Source organism: Alloalcanivorax marinus, from assembly GCF_016906305.1.
Taxonomy (GTDB): Bacteria; Pseudomonadota; Gammaproteobacteria; order Pseudomonadales; family Alcanivoracaceae; genus Alloalcanivorax; species Alloalcanivorax marinus.
Genome location: NZ_JADDOL010000043.1, coordinates 1 through 12,672, shown reverse-complemented (window position 1 = coordinate 12,672; position 12,672 = coordinate 1). Strand labels below are relative to the sequence as shown.

The 12,672-nt window shown below is 71.2% G+C and carries 6 protein-coding genes; 1 reads left to right on the top strand and 5 read right to left on the bottom strand.

Annotated elements, in window-relative coordinates; genetic code table 11:
- Positions 1-104: 104 nt before the first annotated feature.
- From IM760_RS18480 to IM760_RS18460, 5 genes are all read right to left on the bottom strand, one after another.
- Positions 105-1,181, bottom strand: coding sequence for an OmpA family protein (locus IM760_RS18480; RefSeq protein WP_204431699.1), 1,077 nt, complete (start codon positions 1,179-1,181; stop codon positions 105-107).
- A gap of 156 nt (positions 1,182-1,337) precedes the next feature.
- Positions 1,338-3,284 (bottom strand): exodeoxyribonuclease V subunit alpha, encoded by a 1,947-nt coding sequence (recD, locus tag IM760_RS18475; RefSeq protein WP_204431698.1) that lies wholly within the window; start codon positions 3,282-3,284, stop codon positions 1,338-1,340.
- Entirely contained in the window at positions 3,274-6,882 is a 3,609-nt protein-coding gene (recB, locus tag IM760_RS18470; protein ID WP_204431697.1) for an exodeoxyribonuclease V subunit beta, read from the bottom strand. The genes recD and recB overlap by 11 nt, the downstream gene beginning before the upstream one ends.
- Positions 6,879-10,355 carry an exodeoxyribonuclease V subunit gamma gene (gene recC / locus IM760_RS18465; RefSeq protein WP_239549988.1) on the bottom strand — a complete coding sequence of 1,159 codons (3,477 nt, stop codon included), beginning with the start codon at positions 10,353-10,355 and terminating at the stop codon, positions 6,879-6,881. The genes recB and recC overlap by 4 nt, the downstream gene beginning before the upstream one ends.
- A gap of 74 nt (positions 10,356-10,429) precedes the next feature.
- Positions 10,430-11,038, bottom strand: coding sequence for a LysE family translocator (locus IM760_RS18460; RefSeq protein ID WP_204431696.1), 609 nt, complete (start codon positions 11,036-11,038; stop codon positions 10,430-10,432).
- 143 nt (positions 11,039-11,181) lie between these two features.
- Between IM760_RS18460 and IM760_RS18455 the strand changes: the two genes are divergently transcribed.
- Positions 11,182-12,597, top strand: coding sequence for an aminotransferase-like domain-containing protein (locus IM760_RS18455; RefSeq protein WP_204431695.1), 1,416 nt, complete (start codon positions 11,182-11,184; stop codon positions 12,595-12,597).
- Positions 12,598-12,672 lie beyond the last annotated feature (75 nt).

Sequence of the window (12,672 nt, the reverse complement as noted above, 5' to 3'; positions counted from 1 at the left end):
CGGGTGGTTCAGGCTTTTTCTTTATGTCCCTTCAACTGTGGGACAGCAGTGCCCGAGGGGCCCTTCTTTTTTTGGCCGATGCTACCGGCCGGGGAACGCGCCGGTCAGTCCTTGAACTGCGCTTCCTTACGTTCGCCTTCCACGATAATGTCCGCGCGGCGGTTCTGCGCACGACCCTCGGCGGTGTCGTTGGGCGCCACCGGACGGCTCTCGCCGTAGCCGCGGGTTTCCACCCGGTTCTGATCCACCTGATACTCCTGGATCAGCTGCTGTTTCACGGAGTTGGCGCGACGCTCGGAAAGACCCTGGTTGTAGGACTCGGTGCCGATGCTGTCGGTGTGGCCTTCCACGCGAATGCGGCTCTTGCCGTCGCGGGCGCTCTCGGCGGCGTCGCGCACTTCATCGCTGAACTGACCGCGCACATCGCTCTTGTCGAACTCGAAGTAGATGGTCTTGACGGTCTGCTCGTCCACGTTCTTGTAGATCTGGCAGCCGCGCTCATCCACCCGTGCGTTCGGCGGGGTGTCCGGGCAGGCATCGCGATCGTCCGGCACGCCGTCGTTGTCGCTGTCGGCCACGGAGACCACGTCTTCCGGTTGGGTGGTGGCGGTGCGCCGGTCGTCGTCGGTTTCCCGGCCGCTCACCGCGAACATCAGGTTCAGACCGGCGTACACCTGGCCTTCCCAGTATTCCCGGTCGGTGCTGTAGGCGTGCCGGGTGCCCAGATCAAGCAGTACGTGCTTGAAGAAGGCCCGCTGCAGACCGAACTCGACGCCGGCCATGGTCTCGTCGTCGTCATCGATCTTCTGCTCACCGGCGTTCAGGCCCATGTAGGGTTCGAAGCCGAGGAAGCTGGTTTCGTCGAAGTGCCGGCGCAGGCTGGCGTAGTAGGTTTCCACGTCCGATTCGAGATCGGTGTACTTGTGATCCACCGAATCGTTCTTGTCGTACCAGGCCTGGATCGACCAGTTGGGGCTGAAGCGCCAGCCGATCTGGCCACCGTAGAGGGCGGAGTCATCCAGGCCGTCCACGTCACCGGTGACTTCGTTGTCGTAGAAGAAATAGCCGCTCGCATGGCCGCCGATGTAGCCGTAACGATCCGGCACGTTTTCCGCCGCGTGCGCGGACAGCGCGAACAGGAACGGCGAGACCACGGCTGCGGTCATCATGGACTTTTTCATGGGCAAGCTCCTTTGCAAAAAATGACGTCGTGAAGTCGTTTCTTCACGCGCATTATGAGAGCTTTTCCGCCCGGCAAACGTAAACAATAGGAAAAGGCGCGGCCCCGGTTACGTTCGGTGATAAAAACCTTACAAACCGAAACCGGCCCGCGATTTTTAGACCTGAAGGGGCGCGCCAGCGGCCAGTCGTTCGGCCAGACCGGAGGCACGCCAGGTGCGGCGTTTGATCGCCTGGGCCAGCACCGAAGGCGGGCCGTACTCGAGCAGGGTGAAGGCGCCCCGCGCCCGGGTCACGGCGGTGTAGACCAGTTCCCGGGTGAGCAGCGGCTGGGGACGGTCCGGCAGCACCAGCAGCACATGACCGAACTCCGAACCCTGGGATTTATGCACGGTCATGGCGAACACGGTTTCCACCGCGTCCAGGCGGCCCGGCGGCACCCAGCGCACACGGCCGTCGGGCAGCTGAAACGCCACCCGCAGGCCGTCCTCGGGACGCTCCGGGTGGGGCAGGGTGAGACCCACGTCGCCATTCATCAGCCCCAGCTGGTAATCGTTGCGGGTCATCATCACCGGCCGGCCCGGATACCAGTCGTGGTCGCCGGCCAGGCCCTCCCGGTGCAGGTGATCGGTGATCAGCCGGTTGAGCCGCTCCACCCCGAACGGACCGCCGCGCAGGCCGCTCAGCAGCTGTTGCCCGGTAAAGCGGCGCAGCAGATCCCGGGCGCGCTGGTCCGGGTCGCCGGCGGCAGGGGCGGCGGCGTCCGCCACCAGGGCGCGCAGCCCTTCGCCGTTCTCGCCGCCGCCGTTCAGCAGGCGGCTGGCCAGATCGTGCGGGCTATCGCCGGCCACCCGGGTCAGGCCCGGGTGGCCGGCGCCGAACACCCGCTCCACGGCGCGGGGGTCGCCGGCGTTGATGGCGGCGGCCAGGTCGCCGATGCCCGGGGCGTCCTTGAAGCGCCAGTTGCGGCGCAGCATGGCGGTCTGCTGGGCCAGGGCGGCGCCGTCGCCGGCCCAGGGCGACAGGTCGGCGCCGCAGGCGGCGCGCACATAGTCCAGGGTCGCCGGGCGATAGCGGCCGGCGTCCGCCTCCCGGCACAGGTCGCCCATTACCGCGCCGGCTTCCACGCTGGCCAGCTGGTCCTTGTCGCCGAGCAGAATCAGGCGGCAGTCGGTGGGCAGGGCGTCCAGCAGGCTGGCCATCATGTCCATGTCGATCATGCTGGCCTCGTCCACCACCACCACATCGGCGTGCACCGGGTTGTGGCGGTGATGGCGAAAGTGGCGGCTGTCCGGCCGGCTGCCGAGCAACCGGTGCAGGGTGGCCACCTGGGTGGGGATGGCGGCGCGCACCGCCTCGGCCACCGGCAGCGCCGCCACCTGCCGACCGATGGATTCGGTGAGCCGGGCGGCGGCCTTGCCGGTGGGCGCGGCGAGCCGGATACGCAGCCGGCGCGGCGCCGCCGGATCCTGCATGGCCAGGGTTTGCAGCAGGCCCAGCACGCGCACCACGGTGGTGGTTTTGCCGGTGCCGGGGCCGCCGGTGATCAGGGTCAGACCGGCGCGGGCGGCCAGGGCGCAGGCCACCTGCTGCCAGTTTGGCTCCCCGTCCATGGCGGGCTCGGGGAACAGGGCGGTGAGCTGCCCGGCCAGGCGCGCCGGGTCCGGCGCCGAGCCGGTGGCCAGCCGGGCTTGCACCCGCTCCGCCACGGCGCGCTCCTGGGCCCAGTGCCGGCGCAGGTAGAGCCGGCCGCCATCGAACACCAGCGGCGCGTTGTCGTCGCCGGCGCCCACCAGGGGAGAGCCGTTCAGCAGCGCCGGCCAATCGCCGCTGGCCGCCGGCAGCAAACCGTCCAGGGCCGGCGGCCGGCCGGCGGGCCAAAGGCGCGCTTCCAGGCCCGGCTCGTCCAGGTCCAGGCACAGATGGCCGGCGGCCAGCTGGCCGCTGGTGAGGGCGGCCAGCAGCAGCGCCGCCGGCTCCGCCTCCGGGGCCTGGCGGTGCAGAAACTCCGCCACCGCCACGTCCAGGTCGCGCAGCAGGCCCTGTTCGCGCAGGGCCGCCAGGGCATCGCGCCAGGCCGGCGCGGTGAACAGATCAGCCTGCATGGTGGTCTCCCGGTACGAACAGCTGGTCCAGCGCCTCGATCAACTCGGTGGGCGGGCGCTCGAAGACGGCGCCGGCGTCCGGCCCGGCCAGGCCGCGCAGAAACACATAGACGGCGCCGCCCAGGTGCCGGTCCGGCCGGTAGCCGTCACCCAGGCGGGCGCGCAGCAGCCGGTGCAGGGCCAGCAGATAGAGGGCGTACTGCACCTCGTAGCGGCTTTCCAGCACCGCCTCGGTCATCGCCTCGCGGGTATAGGCCGCGTCGTCCGGCCCCAGCCAGTTGGATTTGTAGTCGAGCACGTAATAGCGCCCCTGGTGCTCGAACACCAGATCGATAAAGCCCTTGAGCATGCCGTTCAGAGTATCCGCCGCCAGCCTGGGGCGCGGCCGGCCCGGGGCGATGTGGGTGCGAATCAGGGCATCCAGCGCCTCCACCGACACCCGCCGCGCCGGGAACAGAAACTCCAGTTCCGGTACCGCCACGTCCAGCTGGTCCAGCGACACCGCCGTGTCGCCGAGCCCGAAGGGCGTGGTCAGCGCGTCGCGCCACCAGTCCCGCAGCACGGCGTCGTGGTCCTGCCAGTGGCGGGCGGCCAGAGCCTCGCCCACCCGCCGGTCCAGTTCCTCCGGGCGCGCCAGGGTGGCGGCGAAGCCGTCCCGGCCGGCCTGCTCCAACAGATCGTGCAGCAGCAGCCCGGGCAGGGCGCCACGGGGAAAGGCATGGATACCTTGGGGCTCGACATCGTCGTCGACGGCGGTCGGCGCCGGGTCCGCCTCCGCCAGCTGGTCGCCGCGCGGGTCGGCGGGCGCCAGGGCGTCCTCGTCCACCTGTTTCAGGGCGCTGTAGCTGGCGATCCACCAGGTCTCGCCGGCGCGGCCCGCGAAGTGCGCCGCCCCCCGCCAGGGCCGGGCGCGCTCGGCGGGGCGGTGGGTCACGTCATTGTCCGCCGGCGGCGGCTCCACGCGGATGGCGTCGCCGGCCAGCGGTGCCAGGGCGGCGCTCAGGCCGTCGTCGGCCACGCCGTCGGCGCCGAACAGCAGGCGCCCCAGGGCGCTCTCCGGCAATTGATTGCGCTTGCCGTTGCCGCGCTTCACCGGCGCCACGCCCAGCCAGCACTGGTACTGGGCCCGGGTCAGGCCCACATAGAGCAGGCGCATGTCCTCGGCGAGCCGCTCCCGGTCCGCCAGGGCCACCGCCTCCCGGTCCGGTTCCAGATCGATGCGGCGCTGGCCGTCCCGGTGGTAGAGCAGGGGCGGGCGGTTGCCGTCCACCGGCTGGAAGGCGCAGGGGAATGGCAGGAACACCAGCGGGTATTCCAGGCCCTTGGATTTGTGCAGCGTGATCACCCGTACCCGGTCGTCGTCGCTTTCCAGGCGCAGCACCGCCTCGTCGCCGGGGCCGCCGTCCTCCACCGTCTCGGCGAGATGGCGCAGCAGTGCCTGCTCGCCGTCCAGATGGCCGGCGGCCTGCTGCAGCAGCTCCGCCAGATGCAGCAGGTTGGTGAGCGAACGCTCGCCGCTCAGGCTCCGGCTGAGCCGCTCCGGGACCGAGAAATCCAGCAGCAGGGTGCGCAGCATGGGCAGCACCCCCTGGCGCTGCCACTGGCGGCGGTAACCGTGGAACCGGTCCACCATGGCCTCCCAGCGGCGCTCGTCCCGGTTCAGGACGTCCAGCTCGGCGAACGGAAACGCCAGGGTGGCGCAGGCCAGGGCGCCGCGCACCTTGGCGTCCGCCTCCGGGGTGGCGCAGGCGTCCAGCAGCCGCAGCAGGTCGAGGGCCTCGGCGGTGGCGTACACCGAATCCCGGTCCGACAGATAGACGCTGCGCACGTTGCGACGGGCGAGGGCCTCGCGAATGGCCGCCGCCTCGGTGCGGTTGCGCACCAGCACGGCGATGTGCTCCGAGCGCAGCGGCCGCAGGCCCTGGTCGTCGCGAAAACCGGTGTTGCCGGCGGCGGCGCCGTTCAGCAACCGGGCGATTTCGCCGGCGCAACAGGCCGCCTGGTGCTGGCGGTAGGCGCCGCTGCTGACCGGCGCGGCGCTGTCCTCCACCCACAGCACCGCCCCGGCCCGGGGCTGGCCGTCGATCTCGAGCCGGTCCTTGCGGCCCTGGGCGCTGACCGCCTCGAAGCGGATCGCGCCGTCCATCAGAAAGACGTCGCCGGTCTGTTCCTCGCCGTGCTCGAACAGCCGGTTCACCGCCTCGACCATGGCTTCGGCGGAGCGGAAGTTGCGGCCCAGGGTGTGCTGGCTGTGGGTGGCCTGGCGGGCTTGCAGGTAGGTGTGCACATCGGCGCCCCGGAAGGCGTAGATGGCCTGCTTCGGGTCGCCGATCATGAACCAGCCGGTGTCCGGCTGGTCCGCGTAGAGGGCGGCGAAGATGCCGTACTGCACCGGGTCGGTGTCCTGGAACTCGTCGATCAGGGCCACCGGGAACTGTTCACGGATGACCCGCGCCAGGCGCGGTCCGTTGGCCGGGTCGGCGAGGGCGTCGCGCAGCCGCGTGAGCATATCGTCGAAGCCCATGGTGGCGGTCTGCCGGCGCATCATCGCCACCCGCCGTTCGATCCAGGCGGCGGCGTGCCGGATCAGGGCGGTGCGCGGCGCGGCGTTGTCCTCGCGGCTTTCCAGCACCCGCTGCAGGGCATCCAGGCAGGTCAGGTCCGGGCGCTGGTCCAGGCCCTTCTTGTTGAGCCGCAGGCCGCCGCTGGAAAAGTTCCCGAGCGCCTTGAGCGCGTCCTTGCCGGTGGCCGGAAAACCTTCCGCGTAGGCGGCCAGCTGGTCGAGCATGGCCGGCACCTTGTCCGCCTTGTAGGTCGCGCCGTGCAGCCAGCCCTGGTCCAGGGCCTCGGCCACCCAGGCGCGCAGCGCCGGCAGTTCCTCGCTCAGCGCTTGCCGCGCCTGCTGTTCCAGGGCCTGTTGCGGGCCCACCGTGTCCAGCCACAGGGCCACCGGTTCCGGCAGGGCATCGTCCGCCTGGACATGGCCGATCAGCGGCCGGGCGGCGGCCAGCAGCGCCTGGGGGCCGTCCAGGCCGGCGGCGCGCAGGCCCGGCGCCGCCGCCGCCGGGAAGCGGCGGATCACGGTGCGCCAGTAGTCGCAGGCGGCCTGGAACTGTTCCTCGCCGGCGTCCTCGTTGAGCTCCAGATTGAACAGGCTGCCGGAGTCGAAGGCGTGCTGCTTGAGCATGCGGTTGCAGAAGCCGTGGATGGTGTAGATGGCGGCCTCGTCCATCCACTGGGCGGCGGCGTCCAGGCGCTGGCCGGCGGCCCGGCGCTCGCCGTCGTCCGGGTAGTCGGCCAGCAGGCCGTCCAGGATCGGGTCGCCGGTGGCCTGGCCGTCCACGAAGGCCCGCGCCGCCTGGGCCAGGCGGTCGCGAATGCGCTGACGCAGTTCCTCGGTGGCCGCCTCGGTGAAGGTCACCACCAGGATTTCCGGTGGCAGCAGCGGCCGCGCGAAGCCCCGGGCGTCGCCGCCGTGGCCCAGCACCAGGCGCAGATACAGGGCCGCCAGGGTAAAGGTCTTGCCGGTGCCGGCGCTGGCCTCGATCAGGCGGGTGCCGTGTAGCGGGAAGGCCAGCGGCAGGGGCAGCTCGCTCATGCGCCATCCTCCGTGCCCTGCCATTGAAGATGGTCGAACAGGGGCCGGTAGAGCCGCTGGGCCCACACCGCCAGGGCCGGCGCGGCCTCGCCGTCCTCCCGGGCGGCCAGCAGGGCGTCGAAGTCCGGCCAGGCCCGGCGCAGGGCCGCGTCCCGGTCTACCTCGCCGACATGGCTGAAGCCGGACTCGAACACCGCCCTAGCGGCGCGCTGCGGCTGGTCCTCGCCTTTTTGTTCCCGTTGCGCTTCGCCGGCGAGCCAGGCGAAGCCGGTGTCGCAGGCCACCGGCAGCGGCCGGCACAGGCCCGCCTGCCAGCCCCGCGCCAGTTCCGTCAGGTGCTGGCGGGCGCGGTCCACCGGCAACGGCGCCAGCCGGGCGGTGCCGTCCCGGGCCATCAGCTCGGTGGTCAGCGCCAGGCCATCGGCGCAGGCCAGCAGGTGCACCACCCAGGGCGCGCACAGCTTGCGCCAGCGCTCCTTGAGGCCGCCGGTGACCAGCCGCAACCGGCAGGGGCCGTCGGCGCCGGCCAGCAGATCGGTGAGCCAGTCCTCCAGCACCAGCCCATCCAGGGTCAGGCTGACCTCCTGCTGGGGCAGCGTGCCGCCGCAGGTGGCCAGCCGCTGGAAATAGGCCCGCAGGGGGCGGCGCAGGGGCAGGGTCAGGGCGTCCCGGTTGAGCTCGGTGAACGGCGCCAGCGGCAGGGCGCCGCCGCAGGCCAGGTGGTCCAGGGTGTCGCCGAGCGCCGCTTCCGCGCCGCCGTCGCCGGCCCGCCGCGCCGCCTCCAGCAGGCGGTCCTGCAGCTGCCAGCTTTGCAGGCCGGACAGGGTAAAGGGTTCGGTCTCTTCCAGGCCGTGGTCGTCCCGCTCCAGGTTGGCCTTGAGCCGTTCCCGGAAAAAGTGCGCCACCGGCTGCTTGAGAAAGCGACCCAGCGCCTCGGCGCCCACCGGTTCCAGGGTCTCCGGCGGCGGCAGCGGCGCGCCGGCCGACGGGGCGCCGGCCGCCGGAATGCCGGCCACCGGAATGCCGGCCACCTCGCCGTGCAGCGGCTCCCATTCCCGGGCGAAGGTGACCGGCGCTTCGGGCCCGTCCTCGTCAAAGAAATAGCGGCCGCTGAACGGCTGCAGCGGGTGGGTCAGGGTCAGCGGCTCGGAGAACCGGCGCCCGTCCGGCGACGCCCAGCGCTGGTCGATGTGGTCGAGCAACTGCGCCACCAGCACCGAGGGTGGCCGCTCGCTGTTGTCGCGGGCGTGGCGGCCGCTCCAGCTGATATAGAGACTGTCCCGGGCGCTGAGCAGGGCTTCCAGGAACAGGTAGCGGTCGTCCTCCCGGCGCGAGCGGTCGCCGGGGCGGTACAGGCTGAGCCGCCGGCCGTCGTCGCCGGGGGCGCCCCAGTGGCGCATCAGGTCGAAGTCCATGGGCTGCTGCTGGCGCGGGTAGTCGCCGTCCTTCATGCCCAGCAGGCAGACGTGGCGGAATGGAATGGCGCGCATCGGCATCAGGGTGCAGAAGTTGATGCGCCCGGCCATGAAGCGCTGCGCCAGGCTTTCGGCGTTGAGGGCGTCGAGCAGCGGGCGGCGCGCCACGGTGAGTGGCAGGGGCTGGTCGAAGTCGGCTTGCTCGCAGGCCGCCAGCCAGTCGTTGAGGGCATCGCGCAGGCCCGCGTCCATGGCCTGGTCGTCGCTGTCCTCCGGCTCGAACAGGTCGTCCAGCAGGGCGCCGAAGCGCTGCCGCCACTGGTCCGGCCGGGCCGGTTCGCGGAACGCCCGCCAGTGCCGGTCCAGGGTGTCGAGCAGGCGGGCGAGACGGCCGGCGGGCTCGGCGCCCAGGCCGGCCACCTCGTCCAGCGGTTCGATGTCGCGCCAGGCCGGGCCATCGCCGATCAGATAGCCGGCCAGCATGCGGCGCAGGCCGAAGGCCCAGCTGTTCTGCTCGAAGCCGGGCAGATCCAGGCTGGCCCGTTGCCGTTCATGGAGCCCCCAGCGGATGTTGGCCTGCTCGATCCAGCGGCTCAGCGCCGGCAGGGTGCTTTCGGCGAGGCCGAAGCGACGGCGCAGGGCCGGCACTTCCAGCAGATCGAGGATGTCGGCGGCGGTGAAGCGCCATTGGGGCAGATGCAGCAGCGCCTCCACCGCCCGCGCCAGCGGCGAGGCGGCGCCGGCGCTGCGGTCGCTGAGGGTGTAGGGCAGGTAACGCGGATCGTCCCGCTCCAGGCGCCCGAACACGGCGTCGATGTGTGGCGCGTAGGTTTCGATGTCCGGCACCATCACGATCACGTCCCGGGGGCGCAGCGCCGGGTCCTCGGCGAAACGCGCCAGCAGGGCGTCGTGGAGGATTTCCACCTCCCGCTGCGGGCCGTGGGCCACGGTGAAGGTGAGTGAGCGGTCCGGGCGGGCCGTCGGCGGTGTCTCCGGCGGCGGGCGCAGCTTGAGGATGTCCCGTTGCAGCGTTTGCAGCAGGGTATCGGTGGGCGGGTCCGGGTCGAACAGATCAATCTGCTCGAAGGCGCTCCGGTAATCCGCCGGGTCGTCGTGATCGTAGAGCAGGCCGATAAAGTCCCGCCCCTGCTTGCCCCAGGCGGCCAGCAGAGGATGCACCGGATTGTCCGGCGGCGTCACCAGATGGCGGCGGCGGTGGTCCAGTTGCCGGCGCAGCAGGTCCCGGTCCTCGACGATGTCCGCCCAGTACATTTCGCAGGGGTTCTGCACCAGCATCAGCACCTGGCAGTGCCGGCTCAGGGCGGCCAGGGCCTCCAGGGATTGCTGCGGCAGGGCGCTGATGCCGAACACCAGCAGCCGCTCCGGCAGGCCGGCGGGCGCCGGGCCGTCGGCCAGGGCCGCCACGAAGGCGTCGTGGATCGCCGCCCGGCTGAGGCCGCGCCGGTCCTCGGGCAGGTCGTCCAGCAGCGCCCGCCACAGGGCGGGTTGCCACTGCTGACCGGGCGGCAGGGGCACGCCGTCGCGCCGGTCCGGGGCGCGCCGCAGCCGGTCCTCGCCCCGTTCCCAGTCGGCCAGCCAGTCCGCCCGGTAGACCTGATAGGCGTCGAACAGATCCGCCAGCCGCTCGGCCAGTTGGTGGCGCTTGCGATTGTCGCCGTCATCGTCGAGAAAGTGGCGCAGCGGCTCGAAGGCGTCCCGGTCGAGCAGGGTGGGCAGCAGCCGGTAGAGCCGCCACAACAGGCGGGACTTGTCGAACGGCGAGGTGCGCGGCACCCGCTGTTCGCCGAGCACCGTGCGGTAGGCGCTCCACAGAAAGCGCGCCGGCATCTGGAAGCTGAAGCCCGCGGCGATGCCCAGGGCGTCCGGCTCGGCCAGATTCAGCTTCAGCCACTGGGCCATGCCGTTGGACTGCACCAGCACGGTTTCCTCCGCCAGCGGCGGCAACGGATGGCGCCGTAACCAGCCGGCCACCACCTCGGTGAGCGTCTCCAGCCGATTGCCGTGCAGCACCATGAACCCGTTTTGCATTCCCGACATCCCCGACATTTCCGTCGTACGCGATGGACGAAGGATACAGGATCAACGCACCGAGAGCGCACCCGGCACGCCGGTCAGGTCATGAAGGTGGGGTAGAGGGTGGCCAGCAGCAGCGCCGCCATCACCCGATTGAAATGGGCCAGCCGGCGGCCCTGGTAGAGCCAGTCGCGCAGGGCCACACCGAACAGGCTCCAGGCGCTGATCAGGGGCGCGCTGACCACCAGAAAACCCAGCGCCAGCGCGGTCATGGTCGGGGTGAAACGGGCCGGGTCGGTGAAGCTGGCCACGGCGGTCAGAAACATCATCCAGGCCTTGGGATTGATCCACTGAAACAGGGCCGCCTGCCAGAAGCTCAGCGGCCGGGCCCGGTCCGCTTCCGGCTCGGTCTGGCCCTGACGCGGCCGCTCGCGCACCAGCTGCCAGGCCAGCCACATCAGGAACAGGGCGCCGGCCACGCGCAGCCCCACCATCAGCGGTGGAAAGCGGGCCAGCAGCGGCCCCAGACCCAGGCCGATGGCCAGCAGCACCACCTGGCAGCCGGCCAGGATGCCGGCGATGTGCGGCAGCGAGCGGCGGAACCCCACATTGGCGCCGGACGCCATCAGCATCAGATTGTTGGGGCCCGGCGTGCCGACCATCACGGCGATGAACGCCAGCATCGCCGGCAGCGTCTGGTAATCCATGAATACCTCGCGAAAAACGGGCCTCCAGGGTAGGTGGACGCTGCCTGCCGATACAGATATAAAATAGCGCAATTGAATCGGTACAGTTCCCCCGTGGCGGAAACTGTGCCGATAGTTTATCCGCCCACTGTACCGGTGCCCCCATGAACCACGCCCCGCCCGGCAAACGCTATCAGCAACTGGCCGACCGGCTGCAAACACTGATTCTTGATCAGGTCTACCCGGTGGGCAGCCGCCTGCCCGGGGTGCGCCGGCTGGGTCAGCAGCACGGCGTCAGCGTGGCCACGGCGGTGAGCGCCTGCCGGGAGCTGGAGCAGCGCGGGGTGCTGGAGGCGCGGCCGCGCTCCGGCTTTTTCGTGTGCCCGCCGCCGGCCCGGCGGGAGGCGCCCAACCTGCCCAGCGCCGACCGGCGGCCGCGTCCGGTGACCGGCCAGGAGCGGGTGTTGCGCATGGTGCAGGCGGTCAACGACCCGGCCCTGGTGAACCTGGGGGCGGCGGTGGCGGACCCGGACTTCCAGCCGGTGGCGCGCATGGAGCAGGCCTTCCGCACGGTACTGCGCGAGCAGCGCCGCCGCTGCGTGGGCTATGAGTTTCCCCCGGGCGCTCCGGAGCTGCGCGCCGGTCTGGCCCGGCGGCTGGCGGCGCTGCGTTGCCCGGTGGCCCCGGACGATGTGCTGATCACCAACAGTTGTCAGGAGTCCGTGGCCATCGCCCTGCGCATGGTGACCCGTCCCGGCGATACCGTGGCCATCGAATCGCCCACCTATTACGGCCTGCTGCAGGTGATCGAGTCCCTGGGCCTGAAGGCCCTGGAAATCCCCACCGATCCGATCCAGGGCCTGTCCCTGGAGGCGCTGACCCTGGCGCTGGAGCGCTGGCCGGTGGCCGCCTGCGTGGTGGTGCCGAATTTCTCCAACCCGCTGGGCGCCTGCATGCCGGACGCCCGCAAACGGGCGCTGCTGGCCCTGCTGGCCGAGCACGACGTGCCGCTGGTGGAGGACGATATCTACGGCGACCTGCCCCTGCGCGGCCCGCGACCGCTGCCGATCAAGGCCTGGGACCGGGACGGCCGGGTCTACTATTGCTCGTCCTGCTCCAAGACGTTGTCCGCCGGTCTGCGGGTGGGCTGGCTGGTGCCCGGCGCCGACCGCGAACGGGCCTGGTATCTGCAGTTCATCAACACGGTGTCGGTGGCCACCCCCTCGCAGCTGGCCCTGGCCCATGTGCTCGACCACGGCCACTACGACCGCCACCTGCGCACGGTGCGCGATCTGCTGGCCCGGGCGGTGGCGCGCATGACCGACCGGGTCAGCGCACTGTTTCCGGCGTCGACGCGGGTCAGCCGGCCCGCCGGTGGCTTCGTGCTGTGGCTGGAGCTGGCCGGCGAGGTGGACACCGCGGAGCTGGCGGAACGGGCCCTGGACGCCGGCGTCAGCTTTGCGCCGGGGGCGCTGTTCTCCGCCTCCGGCAAGTTCGACCACTGCCTGCGGCTGAACTGCGCGGTGCGCTGGGACCAGCGGGTGGAGCGGGCCCTGGCCAGGCTGGCGGCGTTGTTGTAAGACAACCCCCCTTCTCTACACGCCGTAGATACCGTCTCTCCTATCCGGACTCAACCCCCAATGGGTTGGGTCTGG